Origin of the sequence: Nonomuraea bangladeshensis (assembly GCF_039529455.1) — a bacterium.
In the GTDB taxonomy this organism is placed as follows: Bacteria; Actinomycetota; Actinomycetes; order Streptosporangiales; family Streptosporangiaceae; genus Nonomuraea; species Nonomuraea bangladeshensis.
This window is the reverse complement of the sequence record NZ_BAAAMV010000006.1, coordinates 214,617-232,539: the sequence shown is the minus strand read 5'-3', so window position 1 is coordinate 232,539 and position 17,923 is coordinate 214,617. Positions and strand designations below refer to the sequence as shown.

15 protein-coding genes are annotated in these 17,923 nt (G+C 70.8%); 5 read left to right on the top strand and 10 right to left on the bottom strand.

Features of this window, described 5'->3' with window-relative positions; all coding sequences use genetic code 11:
• Positions 1–70: 70 nt before the first annotated feature.
• On the bottom strand, positions 71–1,603 hold the full coding sequence (locus tag ABD292_RS20630) for an MFS transporter (protein ID WP_344209534.1): 1,533 nt from the start codon (positions 1,601–1,603) through the stop codon (positions 71–73).
• A gap of 99 nt (positions 1,604–1,702) precedes the next feature.
• Here ABD292_RS20630 and ABD292_RS20625 point away from each other — a divergent pair, with 99 nt between their 5' ends.
• On the top strand, positions 1,703–2,230 hold the full coding sequence (locus ABD292_RS20625) for a CGNR zinc finger domain-containing protein (RefSeq protein WP_344209532.1): 528 nt from the start codon (positions 1,703–1,705) through the stop codon (positions 2,228–2,230).
• Positions 2,231–2,358: 128 nt separating this feature from the next.
• Here ABD292_RS20625 and ABD292_RS20620 read toward each other — a convergent pair whose 3' ends face one another.
• The 7 genes from ABD292_RS20620 to ABD292_RS20590 form a co-directional block, all read right to left on the bottom strand.
• Positions 2,359–2,649 (bottom strand): MTH1187 family thiamine-binding protein, encoded by a 291-nt coding sequence (locus ABD292_RS20620; protein WP_344209530.1) that lies wholly within the window; start codon positions 2,647–2,649, stop codon positions 2,359–2,361.
• Between the two features lie 93 nt (positions 2,650–2,742).
• Positions 2,743–3,072: a hypothetical protein gene (locus ABD292_RS20615; protein ID WP_091090760.1), complete on the bottom strand. Its 330-nt coding sequence runs from the start codon at positions 3,070–3,072 to the stop codon at positions 2,743–2,745.
• Positions 3,073–3,082: 10 nt separating this feature from the next.
• Positions 3,083–3,760, bottom strand: coding sequence for a uracil-DNA glycosylase (locus ABD292_RS20610; protein WP_344209528.1), 678 nt, complete (start codon positions 3,758–3,760; stop codon positions 3,083–3,085).
• A gap of 97 nt (positions 3,761–3,857) precedes the next feature.
• Entirely contained in the window at positions 3,858–4,769 is a 912-nt protein-coding gene (locus tag ABD292_RS20605; RefSeq protein ID WP_344209526.1) for a carbohydrate ABC transporter permease, read from the bottom strand.
• On the bottom strand, positions 4,766–6,145 hold the full coding sequence (locus tag ABD292_RS20600; protein ID WP_344209524.1) for an ABC transporter permease subunit: 1,380 nt from the start codon (positions 6,143–6,145) through the stop codon (positions 4,766–4,768). The genes ABD292_RS20605 and ABD292_RS20600 overlap by 4 nt, the downstream gene beginning before the upstream one ends.
• A 12-nt stretch (positions 6,146–6,157) precedes the next feature.
• Positions 6,158–7,486, bottom strand: coding sequence for an ABC transporter substrate-binding protein (locus ABD292_RS20595; protein WP_344209522.1), 1,329 nt, complete (start codon positions 7,484–7,486; stop codon positions 6,158–6,160).
• Between the two features lie 8 nt (positions 7,487–7,494).
• Positions 7,495–8,745, bottom strand: a complete 1,251-nt coding sequence (locus tag ABD292_RS20590; protein ID WP_344209520.1) for an ABC transporter substrate-binding protein — start codon at positions 8,743–8,745, stop codon at positions 7,495–7,497.
• A 141-nt stretch (positions 8,746–8,886) separates the two neighbouring features.
• On the opposite strand from ABD292_RS20590, the gene ABD292_RS20585 reads away from it, so the two are divergent.
• From ABD292_RS20585 to ABD292_RS20575, 3 genes are read left to right on the top strand one after another with little or no spacing between them, the layout of a single operon-like run.
• Entirely contained in the window at positions 8,887–9,393 is a 507-nt protein-coding gene (locus ABD292_RS20585; protein ID WP_329584123.1) for a PadR family transcriptional regulator, read from the top strand.
• Complete coding sequence (locus ABD292_RS20580) at positions 9,390–10,118, top strand: ABC transporter ATP-binding protein (protein WP_091090771.1); 729 nt, start codon at positions 9,390–9,392, stop codon at positions 10,116–10,118. Before ABD292_RS20585 ends, ABD292_RS20580 begins: the two co-directional genes overlap by 4 nt.
• On the top strand, positions 10,115–12,382 hold the full coding sequence (locus tag ABD292_RS20575; protein WP_344209517.1) for an ABC transporter permease: 2,268 nt from the start codon (positions 10,115–10,117) through the stop codon (positions 12,380–12,382). The genes ABD292_RS20580 and ABD292_RS20575 overlap by 4 nt, the downstream gene beginning before the upstream one ends.
• Here ABD292_RS20575 and treS read toward each other — a convergent pair.
• On the bottom strand, positions 12,369–14,102 hold the full coding sequence (treS, locus tag ABD292_RS20570; protein ID WP_344209515.1) for a maltose alpha-D-glucosyltransferase: 1,734 nt from the start codon (positions 14,100–14,102) through the stop codon (positions 12,369–12,371). The two genes, ABD292_RS20575 and treS, sit on opposite strands and share 14 nt — an antisense overlap.
• Positions 14,103–14,360: 258 nt before the next feature.
• A complete protein-coding gene (locus ABD292_RS20565; protein WP_344209513.1) occupies positions 14,361–15,998 on the bottom strand; it encodes an asparagine synthetase B family protein in 1,638 nt (545 codons plus the stop codon).
• A 71-nt stretch (positions 15,999–16,069) separates the two neighbouring features.
• On the opposite strand from ABD292_RS20565, the gene ABD292_RS20560 reads away from it, so the two are divergent.
• Positions 16,070–17,914 carry a hypothetical protein gene (locus ABD292_RS20560; protein ID WP_344209511.1) on the top strand — a complete coding sequence of 615 codons (1,845 nt, stop codon included), beginning with the start codon at positions 16,070–16,072 and terminating at the stop codon, positions 17,912–17,914.
• Positions 17,915–17,923: the final 9 nt, after the last annotated feature.

The following is a 17,923-nucleotide window of genomic DNA, read 5'->3' as shown; positions in this document are numbered from 1 at the left end:
CGATATGTCGCGTCCGCGAAGCCGGTCAAGACATATCGCGAAACTGGGGAGTGAGGTCTTCGTACGGCCGCTACGGGCGGGGCCGCGGAGTCGGGGAGCGGACCGTGAGGGCCAGGGCGACCGCCGACAGAGCGGCGAGCAGGCCCCACGACGGCGCGAACCCGTGGGAGACGTCCTTGAGCAGGCCGAGAGCGGGTGGGGTGAGGATGATGGCGATCTGGTTGACGGCCATCGCGAAGCCGAGGGCGAACCCGGTCCTGCCCGGCGGCGCCGACTCGGCCAGGTGGGCGACCCAGGGGCCGTACCAGCCGATGCCGAAGAACCCGAGCCAGACGAACAGGAGGGAAGCCGCGACTGGGGATTGCCCGGCGGGGGTGGCGAGCGCGACCAGGCCCACGATCACCGCGACCAAGCAGGCCAGCACCGAGGAGTAGCGGCCGGATCGGCTGAATCGGCGGTGGCGGTCGGCGGAGGTGCCGGATCGGCTGCGGTCGCTCCAGGCGGCCAGGCAGATCCGGCCGGCCGCGCCCGCCGCCTGCACGGCCACGAAGACGAGGGCCGCCGTGCCGGGTGCGAGGGACGCCGTCTCGTGCAGGTGCAGCACGGTCAGAGCGCCGATGCCGCTGTGCACCGCCACCAGGCTCGTCCCGGACACCAGGATCCTGACCATGGCCGGCTCCCGCAGCAGACGCAGCCGCGCAGAGGACTCGGACGCGCGGGACCGCGATCCGGGCTGCCCTGTGGGGCGGTGGCGTGGGCCGGGCTGCGGTTCGGGTGGCGGCGGGGGAAGATCGCCGGCGCTGGTGCTGGTGCCATCACCGGTGCTGGTGCTCGTGCCGGCGCGGGCTTCGGTGGCAGCGTCCGTGCGCGCGTGGGTGTCGATGTGGGTGTCAGCGTGAGGGCGGATGTCAGTGGGGGTGTCGGTTTGGGGGTTGGTCGGGGGGAGGGGTGGGCGGCGGCAGAAGGCTGTGAAGGTGATCGCGCCCAGGGACGCGACCGCCGCCCCCGCCGCCAGCGTCGCCCGCCACCCGGCCGAGGCGGCCAGCGCGGGCAGTACGGCCGCCGCGAGCACACCCCCCAGCGGCAGGCCCGCCTGCCGGATGCCCATGGCGAGACCCCGCCGGGACGTGTCGAACCAGGACGCCACCGACTTGCTGCCCCCGGGCTGGACGGTGCTGTATCCCGCGCCCACGACCAGGAGGACGAGCAGCAGGGCCGCGTACCCGGGCGCGAGGCTTCCCGCCGCCAGGCTCGCGGCCACCACGCACGCGCCCGCCCCGACGACCCAGCGTTCGTCGTAGCGGTCCAGCAGTTCTCCGGCGACCAGCAGGCCCGCCAGCGGCGCCAGTTGGGCGGCCGAGAGGAGAAGGCCGAGCTGGGCGGTGCTCAGGTCCAGGTCGTCCCGCAGGTGTACGCCCATCGCCCCGATGCCCTGGACGAAGAAGCCGGAGGCGGCCTGGGTGAACGTGGCGGCGGCCAGCACCACCCACCGGTACCGCCCGGCATGCCACCCGGCACCTCCAGCGTCGACCGTCTCACGGGAGGCCAGGGCGGGAGTGGGGGAGGAGCCGGCGGGTGGGTCAGTGGGCGCGGGCTTCGTCATGCACGCGAGCCCGATACCAGGCAAGGTGCCGGACGGGCAGGCCGGTGGGTCCGTCTGCCGGTGTGGTGTGTCATGGCGTCAGCCTGATGTAATGGCCTTATGCATCTCAACCCTTACGGCGAGGATGCCGTCAAGCTGGCCGCCGACCTGGCCAACCGCCGCCCCGCGACGCCCGCGGAGCTGGCCGGCCGCTGCCGCGAGGCGGGCATGGTGCTGGAGCGCCCGGTCACGCCGGATGATCTGGTCCGCGTGCACGCGGTCCTGGACGCCTGGGAGAAGGTCGTCGACACCGGCGACGAGCACGAGCGTGCCACGCTGGTCAACCGCATGCTGGCGGAGTCGGCCGCCTACCCCCGCATGACCGACCACGCGGGCGACTGGCACCTGCACTACCGTGACGACCGGCAGCCGCTCGGCGCGGTGCTGTTCGCGCTCATCTCCGTGGGCACCGCGCTGCACCTGGTGGGACGGGGCATGCACCGGCTCAGGCGGTGCGCGGTCGGCGAGTGCGCGGCGATCTTCGCCGACACCTCGCGCACCGGCCGGCAGCGCTACTGCTCGCCGCGGTGCGCCAACCGCGACGCCGTACGCCGCCATCGCGCGAGCCGCACGGCGCCTGGCACCTGACCGCGCGAGCCGCACGGCACCCGGCACCTGGCCGCGCGAGCCGCGCGCGGCACCCGGCGCCTGACCGCGCGAGCCGCACGGCACCCGGCATCCGGCCGCGCGAGCCGCACGACCCCTGGGACCGAGCGTCAGGACAGGTGGCGTTCCAGGGACTCGATCTTGGTCGTCATGCCGTCCGTGACCCCTTCGCGCAGGTCGGCCTTGAGCACCAGGCTCACCCGGGGCGCGACCTCGGCGACGGCGTCCACGGCCCGCTTGACCACGGCCATGACCTCGTCCCACTCGCCCTCGATCGTGGTGAACATGGCGTCCGTGCGGTTGGGCAGGCCGCTGTCGCGGACCACCTTGACGGCGCGGGCCACCGGCTCGGCGACCCCTTCGCCGACGCCCAGCGGGGTGATGGAGAATGCGACGATCACGAAGCTGATCCTAGCTGAGCAGGAGAAAGGCCGGGAGAAGCGAAAAGCCACGACGCCGTCGAACGTCGTGGCCCACCGCTCACCCCGGCACGGTCACCCGTGGTCGTGGTCGTGCTCCTCGTCCTCTTCGTCACTGAGCCCCTCGGAGGGCTCCACGCCGAGCACGGCCTCCCGCGGCTCGATCTCCGCGATGTGGTCGACCAGCGCCAGCACGTGGTCCGGCTCGATCAGCCACTGCAGCGCCGAGGCGCCGGTGTCGTCGGCGTTGACCAGCTCGGCCTGCTCCGTGCGCTCCTCCTCGGTGAGGTCGGCGTCCGGGTGGCGGATCTCGGCGAGCGCCGCGGCCTGGAGGGCGTTCATGTCGAGCACCTCGACGGTCAGCTCGACCGTGAGGCGGAGGTACTTCGGTTCTTCATCAGTCATGGCGACGACTCTAGGGCAGCTTCCACTCGACGGGCGCCGCGCCTTGCCTGACCAGCAGCTCATTGGCGCGGCTGAACGGCCGGGAGCCGAAGAAGCCGCTACGCGCCGACAGCGGGGAGGGGTGGGCGGACTCGACGCGCGGCACCTCGCCGAGCATGGGGGCGAGGTTGCGGGCGTCGCGGCCCCAGAGGATGGCGACCATCGGCTTGTTCCGCGCCACCAGGGCGCGGATGGCCTGCTCGGTGACCTGCTCCCAGCCCTTGCCGCGGTGCGAGGCGGGCTTGCCGGGCATGACGGTGAGGACCCTGTTGAGCAGCAGCACGCCCTGGTCGGCCCACGGCGTGAGGTCGCCGTTGGACGGACGGGGCAGGCCGAGGTCGCTCTCCATCTCCTTGTAGATGTTGACCAGGCTCCCCGGCAGCGGCCGCACGTCGGGGGCCACCGAGAACGACAGCCCGACCGGGTGGCCGGGCGTCGGGTAGGGGTCCTGGCCGACGATGAGCACCTTGACGTCGTCGAAGGGCTGACTGAACGCGCGGAGCACGTCGCTCCCCGCGGGGAGGTATTGCCTGCCCTCGGCGAGCTCCTTGCGCAGGAACTCGCCCATCAGGGCGATCTGCTCGGCGACGGGTTCGAGCGCCGCAGCCCATCCGGCTTCGACGATTTCATTGAGTGGACGACCGGCCATGGCCGTTGAGCTTATCTAGGTCTGGTACGCCTTGTGAGCCGAACGCCCGGAATGATCACGGGCGCCCGCCCCCGTGGCGGGCGCCCGTGAAGGTCCGTCACTTGACGGAGCCGGACATCATGCCCTGGACGAAGTACCGCTGGAACGCGAAGAACAGGATCAGCGGGATGATCAGCGACAGGAACGCACCGGACGAGAGAATGTCCATGTTCGAGCCGAACTGCCGCATCTGCGACTGCAGGTACTTGGTCATCGGCTGGTTCCCGGTGTCGGCGAAGACCAGCGCGATGAGCATGTCGTTCCACACCCACAGGAACTGGAAGATGCCCAGCGAGGCGATCGCCGGCTTGCCCAGCGGGAACACCACGGACGCGAAGATCTTCCACTCCGAGGCACCGTCCATGCGCGCGGCCTCCAGCAGCGAGGCCGGGATGCCGACGAAGAAGTTCCGCAGCAGGAAGATCGCGAACGGCAGGCCGAACGCCACGTGGAAGAGCACCACGCCCGGGATCGAGCCGAAGATCCCGACGTTGCCGTAGAGCACGGCGATGGGGATCAGCGCGATCTGGATCGGCACGATGAGCAGGCCCACCACGACGAGGAACGCGGTGTCCCTGCCGGGGAACTCCATCCAGGCGAAGGCGTAGGCCGCCATCGCCGCGATGCCGATCACGAGGACCGTGGTCGGCACCGTGATGAGCACGGTGTTCCAGAAGGAGGCGGAGAAGCCGCCGCTCAGCAGGTTCTTGTAGCTGTCGATGGTCAGCTCGGCCGGCTTGGTGAAGATCGTCCACCAGCCCTCGGCGCTGTTGACCTGGTTGGTCCGCAGCGAGACCACCATCAGGCCCAGCGTCGGCACCAGCCAGAACAGGCCGAGGATCACCATGACGACCTGGACGGCACCGCTGCCCAGGCGGTCGACGATCTTACTGGCGATGCCCCGGCGGGGCGCGCCGGCCCCCAGGCTCGACGTGGCGCCGGACGGCGCGCTCGCGGTGGCGGTGGTCATGTGTTCTCCCTCCTGAACCTGCGGATGTTCATGATCATGAAGGGAAGGACCAGAACCAGCAGGAAGATGGCCAGCGCGCTGCCGAGCCCCTGGTTGTTGCCGCCGCCGAAGGACACCCGCCACATCTCCAGCGCGACCACGTTCGCCTGTGGCTGGACCGAGGCCGGCGCGATGATGAACACAAGGTCGAACACCTTCAGCGTATTGATGATCATCGTCACGAAGACGACGAGCAGCACCGGCGAGAGCAGCGGCACGGTGATCTTGCGGAACACCTGCCACTCCGTCGCGCCGTCCATGCGGGCCGCCTCCAGCGCGTCACGCGGGATCGCCGCGAGACCGGCCGCCAGCAGGACCATCGCGAAACCTGCCCACACCCACACGAAGGCCCCGATGATGGCCGGCGTGATGAGGGTCGGGCCGAGCCAGGAGAGCCCGCCGTAGGCCGCCTCGAAGTTCGCCTTCGGCAGCCGCACCGTGTAGGAGCCGGCCGGCAGGCCCTCGAAGCGGAACGAGCCGTCCTCGGCGGTCGTGGCGGTGCCGGCCACCTCGTTGCCGCGCACGGCCTCGACGGTCATGCCGGGCAGGCCCTTCTCGGTGCCGTCCACCTGGCCGCTCGTGCCGCCGCCGCCCGCCGTGAAGTCGAACCACACGACGCCCGACAGCGCGTTGCCCGGCTGCGGGGCCTTCGCCGGCGCCGCGTTCGACGGCATGACCGCGGGCTTGACGCCCACGATGGGGATCAGCACCGGCTGGCCCGCCTGGGCGGGCTGCTTGGTGACGACGGCGCCGCCCTGGTCGGCGGCGACCGGGGACTGGTCGCCCTCGCGCGGCCGGGCCTCGGGATAGCCCTGCGAGGAGGAGAACGTGTCGTGCACGGTCGTCAGGATGGCGTTGGCCAGGCCCTTGTCGGGGCTCTGCTCGTACACCAGGCGGAAGATCACGCCGGCGGCCATGAGCGAGACCGCCATCGGCATGAACACGATCAGCTTGAACGCCGTCGCCCACTTGATGCGCTCGGTCAGCACCGCGAAGATCAGGCCGATCGTGGTGACGATGATCGGCGCGACGACGACCCAGATGAGGTTGTTGCGGATCGTCGTCAGCATCCCGCTGTCGGTGAAGATCGTCGCGTAGTTGCCGAGCCCGACGAACCCGGAGCCCTTGGCGTCGAACAGGCTGCGGATGATCGAGTAGACGATCGGGTAGACCACCCAGATCCCGAGCAGCAGCGCCGCCGGGAGGAGGAAGGCGATCGCGACCGCCGGCGAGGGGCCGAGGCGTCGTTTCGTTGGGGGGGTATCAGCCGGTCCGGTGGCGGCCCCGCCCGCGGTCGTCGCGGGCGGGACCTTCGGGCCGTCCAACCGTTCGGTCACGGCCTTACCTCTTTACTTCCAGGCCTTCTTGGCCTCGGCTTCGAGCGCCTCCTGGGCGCCCTTGACGTCGCTCGGCTTGCGCACGAAGTCCTGAAGGATCTTCCACTCGCCCTTGCCGTCGGTGCCGCCGAAGGCGCTGGGGGCCAGGTCGGACATGTCGTAGCGGACGGCGTCACCGGCCGAGACGATGGTCTGGCCGAGCTGGCGGGTCAGCTCGTCGGGGTAGTTGTCGGGGGAGACGTTCTTGTTCGGCGAGAGGTAGCCGGGGAGCTTGGCCCAGACCTCGCCGCCCTCCTTGGAGGCCAGGAACTGCAGCAGCGCCTGGGCGCCGGGGGAGTCCTTCATGGCCACCGCGACGTCGCCGCCGAGGACGACGGGGGCGGTGTCACCGGCCTTGGGGAAGGGGAAGTACTTGGCGTCCTCGCCGACCTTGGCGCCGGAGTTGACCGCCTCGACGGCCACGAAGTCGGCCTCGATGACCATCGCGGCCTTCTTGTTGCTGTAGACCTTGCTCACGCAGGTCGGGAAGTCCGTCTGCATGGTGCCGGAGGTGCCGTCGACCAGGAACTCCTGCTTGCTGACGATCTGCGCGATCTTCTCCAGGGCCACCTTCACGGTCGGGTCGGTCCAGGGGATCTCGTGCTTGGAGAGCTTGTCGTAGTTCTCCGGGCCCGCCGAGGACAGGTAGACGTTCTCGAAGAGGTCGGTGAGGGTCCAGCCGGAGGCGCCGCAGAGCGAGAACGGGGCCGTGCCGGAGTCGGCGATCGTCTGGGCGTTCTTGACCAGCTCGTCCCAGGTGGTCGCGGGCTGCACGCCGGCGTCGTCGAAGGCGGGGGCGCGGTACCACACCAGCGACTTGTGCGCCGCCTTGATGAGAACGCCGTAGACCTGGCCGCCGGCGGAGCCGAGCTCCTTCCAGTACGGCGTGTAGTTGGTGTCGATCTCCTTGATGACCTCGGCGCCCAGCGGCTTCAGCGCGTTCTGGTCGGCGTACTGCTGGACCAGGCCGGGCTGCGGCAGGATGGCGACGTCCGGCGGGTTGTTGCCCTGGATGCGCGGGCCGAGGTAGGCGCCGGTGTCCTCGCCGGTGGAGGCGTAGGTGACCTCGGCGCCGGTCTTGTCGGTGAACGCCTTCAGCACCTGCTCGAAGTTCTTCTGCTCGGCGCCGGTCCACTTGGCCGCGACCTCGAGCTTGACGCCCTTGAGCGGCTTGTCGCCGCCGGCGGCGCTCGCCGGGGCGGACCCCGACGCGGCGGGCTCCGTCGTGGAGGGCGCGTTGCCGCACGCGGCGACGGCTATCGCGAGCCCGGCCAGGACTGCTGCTGCTCTGGCTGTGCGCATGGTGTGCCTCACTGGGTTCTGATGATCTCGTCGAGTTCGGATTTCATCGAGACCGCGGCGTCGGCCGCGGACTCAGGGGTGGGGGTGCCGAGGGCCTTGGCGACCGAACTCGCGATCACCAAGCTCAGCTGGTTGTAGTTGGCGCTCACCGGACGTGCCTTGGCGGCGAGGATGCTCTCCTTGAGCACCGGCAGATACGGAAAGCGCTTGATCAGGTCGGGGTCGTCGTAGAGCTCGGTCCACACCGGCGGGAAGGACCCCTCGGTCAGGACGCGGCGCTCGTTCTCCAGGCTGGTGAAGTAGCGGATGAACTCCTGGGCGGTCTGCTGGTGCCGGGAGAAGGCGCTGACGGCGAGGTTGGCGCCGCCGAGCGTGCTGGAGCCGGGCCCGTCGAGTCCGGGCAGCCTGGTGACCGCGATCTTGTCGCCCAGCTCGACCCGGGCCGGGCCGTAGGCGTGGGGCCAGTTGCGGGCGAAGGCCAGCCGTCCCTCCTGGAAGGCGAGGCGGGTCTCCTCCTCCTTGTAGCTCAGCGACTCCTTGGGGATCCAGCCCTCCCGCAGCCCCTGGAGCAGGAAGCCGAGCGCGGTCTCCGCCTTGGCCGGGTCGAGGGTCACCCCGGTCCCGTCGCGGTTGAGTATCTGACCGCCGGCCGACTGCAGGGCCTCGGAGAAGTTGACGGTCAGCCCCTCGTAGGCGAGGAACTGCCCGGCGTAGCCCTTGACGTCGTGCTTCTCGGTGATCTTCCGTGCCTGGTCGCGGAGCTCGGCCCACGTTCTCGGCGGCTTCTTGACCAGGTCGGTCCGGTAGTAGAGCAGTCCCGCGTTGCTCGTGTACGGGACCGCCCACAGCTTGTTCTTGTAGACGGCCGTCTCCACGACGGGCGGCAGGAACCTGTCGAGCGGGAAGAGCCCGCGCTCCAGGGGGATGATCCAGCCGTTCTCCGCGAACTCGGCAGTCCACACCACGTCGAGCCCGAGCACGTCGTAGCGGCTGCTCTGGGCCTGGAGGTTGGCCACCATCTGAGCGCGCTGCTCGTCGGCGGCCTCGGGCAGCTCCAGCAGCGTCACCTTCTCGGCCGGGTGGGCCTGGTTCCAGCGGTCCAGCAGGGGTTGCAGGTACGCCGTGGTGTCGCGTCCGGTGGCGAAGGTGATGGGCCCGGTTCCGCCCGTCGCCGACTCGCCGCCGCCCGTGTCGCCCGCCGCCGCGCAGCCGGCCGACGCCAGGAGCACGGCCAGCATGAGCGGAAGCGGACGGAGCACTCTGTTTCCTCCGTGTTCAACGGGGTTACATACGTGTTAGGTAGATGCATTCATGTTATGCACACCTGTAATCTGAAGGTCAATGGATAACCGCGTAACGCGTTCGTAACACGCGTTCCCATACGCCCGGGGAGGTGAGGCGTGCGGCTTCACCTGCTGGCGCTTCTGGCCAAGGAGCCGGCTCACGGCTACGAGCTGAAACAAGCGCTGGAGCAGACCTTCGGCAGCGCCTACCCCTCCCCGAACATCGGGCAGATATACGTCACGCTGGGCAGGCTGGAGAAGGACGGCCTGGTCAGGGCCGTCGACGTCGAGCAGTCCAACCGGCCCAACAAGAAGGTCTACTACCTGACCGCCAAGGGCCGCGAACTGCTCGAGATCTGGGTGGACGAGCCCACCGAGGGCCCCCGCGTGCGCGACGAGTTCTTCATGAAGCTCGTGCTCGCGCCGCTCACCGGCATCGCCGACCGGATGGCGCTGATCAGCCGCCAGCGGCGTCACTATCTCGGGCTCATGAGCGACCTCAACGACCTGCTGTCCCGCACGCCCCCGACCGACCGGGTGGCCCTGCTGCTCATCGAGGGGGCCATGCTCCACCTGCAGGCGGACCTTGACTGGCTCGAACGGTGCCAGGAGGATCTGGCATGACCTCCGTCATCAAAACGGTCAATTTGGTCAAAATCTACCAGGACGGCGCCCTGCCCGTGCCCGCCGTACGCGGTGTGGACCTGCAGGTCGAGCCGGGTGAGTTCGTGGCCGTCATGGGCCCCTCCGGGTCCGGCAAGTCCACCCTCGTCCACCTCCTCGGCGGCCTCGACACCAGGACGAGCGGCGAGATCTGGCTCGACGGCAAGCGCGTCGACACGCTCTCCGAGAGCGCCTGGGCGGTGCTGCGCCGCCGGCGCATCGGCTTCGTCTTCCAGTTCTTCAACCTGGTCGCCAACATGACCGTGGGCGACAACGTCGAGCTGCCCGCGCTGCTCGCCGGGGCCTCGCCCAAGGTGGCCCGCGAGCGGCGCGAGAGCCTGCTCGCCGCGCTCAACCTCACCGACCGCGCCGACGCCGCGCCCGCCCAGCTCTCCGGCGGCGAGCAGCAGCGCGTCGCGCTGGCCAGGGCGCTCGCCAACCAGCCCGCCCTGCTGCTGGCCGACGAGCCCACCGGCAACCTCGACAGCCGCAACACCCGCGACGTGCTGCGCCTGCTCGGCACCGTGCACAAGGAGGGCCAGACCATCGTCATGGTCACCCACGACGCCCGCGTGGCCAGCCTGGCCGACCGGGTGGTCTCCCTGTTCGACGGCGAGATCGTCGACGACGGCCGCATCGCCCGCCGCCGCACCGGCACGGCCGGCGAGGTGATCGACCTCAGATGAGCGCCGCACTCGCGGGGAGCCGGTGGATCAAGGCCGACCTGCGGGCCAGGAAGGGCCAGGCCGTGCTCACCGTGCTGGCCGTGGCCGGGATCGTGGCCGCGCTGATCACCGCGGCGACCCTCCTGGAAGAGGGCACCAACCCCTGGCGGAGCCTGTTCGCCAGGACCGACGGCGCCCACGTCTGGCTCTACACCGACGACCGCCCCGACGTCTCGCTGACCGGCATCGACGGCGTGACGCAGGTCGCGGGCCCCTACCGGTCGGCGCCCGTCACCGTGGCCCAGGACGGCAAGAAGGAGCCCGCGGCGCTGCGCGCGATGCCCGCCACGCCGCCGGGGGTGGCGCATCCGGTCGTGGCCGAGGGCCGCTGGCTGGACCCGTCCCAGCCGGACGGGGTCGTGGTCGAGCGGTCCTTCGCCGAGTCGCTGCGGCTCCGGGTGGGCGCGTCGTTCACGATCATCGCGCTGAGCGGCGGGCGGCACACCCTCTACGTACGCGGCATCGCCGACTCCGCCGAGCAGGGCTTCTACCCGCAGTGGACGCCCGGCCTGGCGTACGTGCTGCCCCTCATGCTCGACCGGATCGAGCCGATGCTGGGCCGCAGCGAGTGGGTCACCGGGCTGCGCCTGGCCGATCCCGACGCCACGCAGGTCGTCTCGCAGCGCGTGGTGGTGATGCTGGAGGACAGGCTCCAGCGGGTCTACACCTGGCGTGAGGTCAGGGCCGCGATGGAGCTGGACAACCGGCTGCTGGGCACGCTGCTCGCGCTGTTCGGCGCGGTCGGGATGGTGGCCGCCGCGCTGGCGCTCGCCAACGCGGCCGGCGGCCGGGTGCTCGCCCAGCTCCGCGACCTGGCCACGCTGAAGTCCCTGGGCTTCACCAGGGGACAGGTGGCGCTGCTGCTGCTCGTCGAGCACGGCGCGCTCGGCCTGCTCGGCGTCGTGGCCGGCGCGGTCGCCGGCTGGGGCGTGATGGCGCTGATGCTGGGCTCGACCTCCGTCGCCCCCGCGCCGATGCTGGCCATCGTGGGCGGCACGGCGCTGGTCGTGCTCGCCGCCGTGGGAGTGCCCGCCTGGCGCGGCGGGCGCACGCCGCCGATCCCCGACGTGCCGACCGCGCCGCCGCGGGGCCGCCTGTCGCGGCTGGCGCGCCTGGCCCTCCTCGTACGGCTGCCGCCCGCGCTCGTGCTCGGCACCCGCGACGCCTTCACCCGGCGGATGCCGGCGTTCCTGACCGCGTTCGGGCTGGCCGTGCCGATGATGATGATCACCATCGGGCTCGGCGTGTGGGCCACGCTGGACGACTTCGCCGACCATCCCGAGCAGGTGGGCCAGCACGCCTCGCTGTACGTCCGCCCTGGCAAGGTCGAGCCCGCCGAGGCCAGGCGCATCGCCGAGAGCGACCCCGGCGTGGCCGCCGTCTACCCGGGCACGGAGGTCAACGCTCTGTCGCCCGGCGAGGCCCGGTCCGTACGGGTGCGGGCGATCGGCGCCTCGTCAACGCCGTACCCGTTCCCGGTGGTCGAGGGGCGGATGTACGGCCGTCCCGGCGAGGCCGTGGCCGGGCAGGGCCTGCTCGACCTGCTGGGCGTCGAGATCGGCGACCGGGTGCGGCTCACCGTGGGCGGCACGCCGCTGATCGTGCGCATCGTCGGCCGCAACGTCGAGCCCGACCAGGACGGCGAGGTGCTGTCGGTCGGGCTGGACAGCCTGGCGGCCAAGGACGCGGTGCCGCCGGAGTTCTACGCGCTGGCCCTCAAGCCGGGCGCGGACACCGCGGAGGTGCGGGGCAGGCTGCTGGCCGAGTCGGGCGAGGGCCTGGAGGTGCAGGAGGCGGTCAACCCGGCCGACCGGCTGGCGGTGATCCGGGTGATCATCGTGGCGCTGATCGGGGTGCTGGCCCTCATCGGGCTGGCCAACCTGCTCACCGCGAGCGCGCTCGGCCTGCGTGACCACGCCTTCGACCTGGCCGTGCTGAAGGCGATGGGGCTGACGCCGCGCCAGGTCATGGCGACGCTGGTGACCGCCACGGGCCTGCTGGTGGTGCTGGGGGTCGGCGCGGGCGCGGCGGCGGGGATGTCGGTGGTGACGAGCCTGATCGATCTGCAGGGTCACACGAGCGGGGTGGGGGCGGGCATCGGCCGCGCCCCCTCCGCTCTGACCCTGACGATCGCCGTGCTGACGGCCGTGGGCACGGCCCTCGCGGTCGCGCTCATCCCCGCCCGCCGCGCGGCCCGTGCCCAGGTGCCCGTCACCTCTCGCTGACGACCTCCGCGGACTCCCTGCGGGCGGCCGCGCCGCGCTTGAGGCTGAACCAGTAGAAGCCGTGGCCGGGCAGCGTCAGCAGGTAGGGCAGCTCGCCGATCGTCGGGAACTGCACGCCGCCGCGCGCCTCGACCGGCGTCATCCCCTCGAACCTGCGCAGGTCGAGCTCGACCGGCTGCGGGTACTTCGACAGGTTGTTGACGCACAGCATCACGTCGTCGCGCTCCTCGCGGATGAACGTGAGCACCGACGGGTTGGACGACCACATTTCCGTGTAGGCGCCGGTGCCGAACACCGAGTGCTTGCGCCGGATCTGCAGCATCCTGCGGGTGAAGTGCAGCAGGGAGCCCTCGTGGCGCTGCTGGGCCTCCACATTGACCGCCTGGAAGCCGTAGATCGGGTCCATGACGGCCGGCAGGTAGAGCCGCCCGGGGTCGGCCGTGGAGAAGCCCGCGTTGCGGTCGGGGCTCCACTGCATCGGCGTGCGGACCGCGTCGCGGTCCTCCAGCCAGATGTTGTCGCCCATGCCGATCTCGTCGCCGTAGTAGATGATCGGCGAGCCGGGCAGCGACAGCAGCAGGGCGGTGAACAGCTCGATCCGGTCGCGGTCGTTGTCGAGGAGCGGCGCGAGGCGGCGGCGGATGCCGAGGTAGGCGCGCATGCGCGGGTCCTTGGCGTACTCGCTGTGCATGTAGTCGCGCTCTTCCTCGGTCACCGTCTCGAGCGTGAGCTCGTCGTGGTTGCGCAGGAAGATGCCCCACTGGGCGTGCTCGGGCAGCTTGGGAGTGCGCGACATGATCTCGGAGATCGGCTCGCGGGTCTCCTTCTTCACCGCCATGTAGATGCGCGGCATCAGCGGGAAGTGGAAGGCCATGTGGCACTCGTCGCCGCCCGTGGTGGGGTCGCCGAAGTACTCGACGACGTCCTCGGGCCAGCCGTTGGCCTCGGCCAGCAGCACCCGGTCGGGGTAGAGCCGGTCGACCTCGGAGCGGATGCGCTTGAGGTATTGATGCGTCTCCGGCAGGCCGGAGCAGGCGGTGCCCTCCCGCTCGAACAGGTAGGGGACCGCGTCCAGGCGGAAGCCGTCGATGCCGAGGTCCAGCCAGAAGCGCAGCACCTCCAGCATGGCCTCCTGCACCGCCGGGTTGTCATAGTTGAGGTCCGGCTGGTGGTGGAAGAAGCGGTGCCAGTAGTACTGCTTGCGCACCGGGTCGTAGGTCCAGTTGGACTCCTCGGCGCCGATGAAGATGATCGGCGCGTCGGGATATCCGGTGGGATCGTCCGACCACACGTAGAAATCGCCGTACGGGCCCTCGGGGTCGTGCCGCGAGGCCTGGAACCAGGGATGCTTGTCGCTGGTGTGGTTCATCACGAGGTCCGTGATGATCCGCAGGCCCCGCTCGTGGGCGGCCTCGATCAGCTGGATGAAGTCCCCGAGATCTCCGAAGTCAGGAAGGATCTTCATGTAGTCGGAGATGTCATAGCCGCCGTCACGCAGCGGCGACTCGTACAACGGCAGCAGCCACAGGCAGTCGACGCCGAGCCATTCGAGATAGCCGAGCTTCTCGATGAGCCCGCGAAGGTCGCCGGTGCCGTCGCCGTTGGAGTCCTTGAACCCCCGTACGAGGACCTCGTAGAACACCGCCCGCTTGTACCAGGCTGGATCTTCGGAGACGAATGCCTCGGAGATCGGCTCCGGCGTTGGGGATGCGTTGATCATATGTCGCTCACAGGAAGAGATGTGGGCAGGACGAAGTCACCGGTTCCCCGGCGTTCTCAATTGGTGACCGCGCCGCCTGGAGTCGTCATCCCTGCGAACTCCATGCCCTCGAACGAGACCGGATTTGTGATCCGCTGCCCGTTTGTGCGGCGCTTACGGGCCGAACACTACCAGCCCGTCGGCTTTCCGGAACCCGCTTCTGCTGTGCCGGGTGTAATACCCACGAGATCCGTATGTAACCACGTTGTTACCGAGAGTTCATGAGAAAGGTGGGACCAGGTCGGCGAGGTCGTTTTCGAAGTCGCTCAGCCAGAGTCCGAAGAGTACCAATCCACGCACCCAGAAGCGGTCGTTCCAGCCATTGAACCTGGTGAGTGCGTCCGGGCCTCCCGCCACCACCTCGTGCAGCTCCTCCGACAACAGCCCCGGAACCCGGCTCACCAGCGTCTCCAGCATGCTGTGCGCATAGTTTCGGGCCGGTGCCGCCGTGGAACGCAGCGGCACCCGCTGGAGCGGCTGCTTGACGACGTTCGTGGAAGGGAGGGCCGCCACCCGCGGATTCGCCGCGTACAGCACCTCGCGGTAGAAGCGCCCCTTGTCCTTGCGGGCCACCCCGACGGAGAGCGCCGCGTCGAAGAAGTCCGGGTGGATGAACGGCGCGGCGAACGACGCCTCCGGCCCCACCAGGTTCACCGCCGAGCGCGCGATGCCCCGCACCGTCCTCGTGTGCAGCACCGACAGCGGCAGCTCGGCCCGGTGGCCGTGGAGCATGGAGGTGGCCGCCGCGAACTGCTCGCGCACGCTCTCCTCCATCCACTCCGCCGCCGCCTTCGACAGGAACGGCCGCGAGGGCGCGCCCAGCGACAGCGACCCCAGCACCGCCGCCGACCGCTCGGCCTGCGTCCGCGCCTCCAGCGCGGCCCCGCTCACCATGAAGTTCTTCAGCAGCGGCCCGCCGGCCAGGCCGTCCACCAGGATGCGGCCCGCGCCGTGCACCTCCTTGGCGAAGGGGGCGTACCAGGCGTGGTGCGGGGTGAGGTACTCCAGCCTGCGGGCCACCTCGACGGCGTCTGCCGGGTAGTCGGCCGGGTCCTGGGTGATCACCCGGTGCGGGATGCCCAGCTCCTTGGTGATCGCGCGGGCGAAGGCGATGTCGGTGTCGGTGCCGTCGTCGGGGCTCGTGGTCCACGACTCGACGTCCGCGCCGCGGGCCTTGGCCACGCTCGCCAGCAGGCGGGAGTCGTAGCCGCCGCTGACCGGCACGAGCAGCTTGCGGCCGTCGTACTCGGCGTAGACGTGGTGCAGCAGCTCGACGATCTCGGCGGGGCTGGTCCACGCCTCGTACGGCTCGGTGCGCAGCCAGCGCGGTAGCCGCCGCTCGACCGAAACCCGGTCGTGCCGCCACACCAGCGCGCTCGACCCCGGCAGCCGTTTGACCTCGGTGTACGGCGTCGCCTCACCCAGCGGGAACGTCACCTGGAGTATCGAGGCCCAGGCCGACCAGTCGATCGCGATCGGCACCAGGGAGAGCAGCGGCTGGATCAGCGAGGAGAAGTAGACCGCCTCGCCGAGGCGCACGTAGTAGAGGTCCACCAGCCCGAGCGCCCCCGTGTGCAGGGTCACCTGGTGGCCGTCGCCGATGAGGCCGGGCGTCTCGTACGTCTCGGCCACCGTCATCCAGTCGTCGGCGGCCGGCGGGCGGCGCTCGCCCCAGGCGAAGGCGTACGCGTCGGCCGCGCGGTGATAAGGCGGCAGCGGCGCCGAGCTGAACAGCGCGGCCTCGGGCGTCTGGAGCGCCGGCCGCACCCGCGGGCCCGCCCCGGTGAGCTTGCCCACTATGGCGGTGTCGATCCGGCCGAGAGCGCCGCAGACGTAGGGCCGCACGTTGAACTGCACCGGATCTCATCCCTTCGAGCCGCTTCTCGCAAAAGAGTATCCTTTGCCAGGCTGAGGAAGCGGAGGTCGACTTGTCCACTGAGCTTGAGAGCACGCGCCGGGCACTGCGAGACGCGGTGGCGCAGGCCGAGCGCGCCGCCGAGCTGGCGAGGCTGCTCGACGCCGCCCAGGCACGGCTCGCCGAGGCCGAGCGCAGCGTCGAGGAGGCCAGGGCGCTCGCCGAGCGGCTGAGCGAGGCCGAGGCCGCGCTGGAGGCCGAGCGGGCCGCCGCCGACAAGCTCCGCAGGGAGCTGGCCGAGCAGCGCTTCCAGGCCGAGGTGGCCAACTGGAAGCTGTCGTCGATCAAGGTCGCCCGCTGGAACCGGCTCGGTGACGCAATCAAGAGCGGCAAGAGCAACCCGGTCCGGCTCGCCAAGGGCCTGCGGACGGCCGCCAAGCCGGTCAAGCGGCCGAGCGCGCCCAAGCGCAAGCCCGTCACCCCCGTCGCCGGCAAGGAGGAGCGGCCCGGGGCCGCGTACCAGGCGACGACCTCCACCCGCACGCTCGGCGGCGCGTCGTTCAAGCTCAAGCCGTTCCGGGTGCCGACCGGGCCGAACACCAGGCCGCACATCACCGCGGCGGTGATCGCCGACCCGCACGCCGAGGCCCTGCTCCGCTACGAGTGGCGCCAGACCACCGGCTTCACGCCCCGCGACTTCGCCCGGGTGCTCCCGCTGGAGGTGCCCCACCTGCTCGTGGTCGAGTCGGTCACCGAGGGCCCGTGGGCCGAGGAGATCACCGGCGAGCCGGGCGAGGGCATCCGCGCGCTGCTGGCCTGGTGCGCCGAGCGCGGCATCCGCACCGTGTTCTGGCACACCAAGGGCCCCGTCGACGCCTACGCCGCCACCGCGCAGCTCTTCGAGCACCGCTTCACCAACGACCTGTCCGTGCCCTGGCCGCGGCTGCAGTACGGCGTCCAGCCGCGCGTCCACAACCCGCTGCCCCTGGCCGGCGGGCGCATCGACCGGGTGCTCACGCTCGACCAGCTCCTGCCGGGCCACCTGACCTACCCCGACGTGCTCACCTCCTACCGGTGGCCGGCCGCCGCCGACTGCCCGCCCGGCACGCCCCAGTGGCGGCTGGCCGAGATCGCGGCCTGCGGCACGCCCATCGGCACCGAGGCCGACTCGCGGCGGGCGCACGTGGCGCTGCGGCGGGCGTACCAGATGGGGACGATGACCGAGCGCGTGGACGAGATGCTGGAGACCGTCGGGCTGCCCAGCGCCCGCGCCACGCTGGAGACGTCCGTGCTGCTGCCGATCACCGACCCGCACCTCATGGAGCACGGGCTCGCCCAGGTCGCCAAGCAGACCGGCGTGGCCCAGGTGATCGTCATCGGGCCGCCCGAGGCCGAGCTGCGCGCCCGCGACGTGCTGCCGGACCTCGACGTCGTCCACCGCAGGCCGCAGCCGTCCATGAGCGAGGGCGCGATGCTCGCCGCCGGGCTCGACCTGTGCGAGGCCGACCTGGTGGCGGTCATGGACCCGCGCGACGTCTACGGCCCCCACTACCTGGCCGACCTGCGCAGGGCGTTCCTGTTCAGCACCGCCGACATCGTCGGCAAGGCCGCCTACTACGCCCACCTGCGCAAGCCCCAGGCCACGCTGCTCAAGCAGCCCGAGGCCGAGTACGCCTACCTGCCGGAGATCGCCGGCGCGACCCTGCTCGCCCGCAGGAACGCCCTGCGCGAGATCGGCTTCGCCGACCTCAGCGAGGGCTGGGACGAGGTCATGATGCGGCAGTGCCGCACCGACGGGATCAAGGTGTTCTCGGCCGACAGGTTCGGATATGTACGGGTGCGCGACGAGGACCGCTGGCTCCTCGGCGCCGCCCACCTGGTGGAGTACGGCTCCGCCGAGCCCCACGCGCTCATCTAAAGTCGTCGC

Bases quoted from the DNA above. Each gene is read 5' to 3' on its own strand.
- ABD292_RS20630 (WP_344209534.1), bottom strand. From the start codon at position 1,603: ATGACGAAGCCCGCGCCCACTGACCCACCCGCCGGCTCCTCCCCCACT.
- ABD292_RS20625 (WP_344209532.1), top strand. From the start codon at position 1,703: ATGCATCTCAACCCTTACGGCGAGGATGCCGTCAAGCTGGCCGCCGAC.
- ABD292_RS20615 (WP_091090760.1), bottom strand. From the start codon at position 3,072: ATGACTGATGAAGAACCGAAGTACCTCCGCCTCACGGTCGAGCTGACC.
- ABD292_RS20610 (WP_344209528.1), bottom strand. From the start codon at position 3,760: ATGGCCGGTCGTCCACTCAATGAAATCGTCGAAGCCGGATGGGCTGCG.
- ABD292_RS20605 (WP_344209526.1), bottom strand. From the start codon at position 4,769: ATGACCACCGCCACCGCGAGCGCGCCGTCCGGCGCCACGTCGAGCCTG.
- ABD292_RS20595 (WP_344209522.1), bottom strand. From the start codon at position 7,486: ATGCGCACAGCCAGAGCAGCAGCAGTCCTGGCCGGGCTCGCGATAGCC.
- ABD292_RS20580 (WP_091090771.1), top strand. From the start codon at position 9,390: ATGACCTCCGTCATCAAAACGGTCAATTTGGTCAAAATCTACCAGGAC.
- ABD292_RS20575 (WP_344209517.1), top strand. From the start codon at position 10,115: ATGAGCGCCGCACTCGCGGGGAGCCGGTGGATCAAGGCCGACCTGCGG.
- treS (WP_344209515.1), bottom strand. From the start codon at position 14,102: ATGATCAACGCATCCCCAACGCCGGAGCCGATCTCCGAGGCATTCGTC.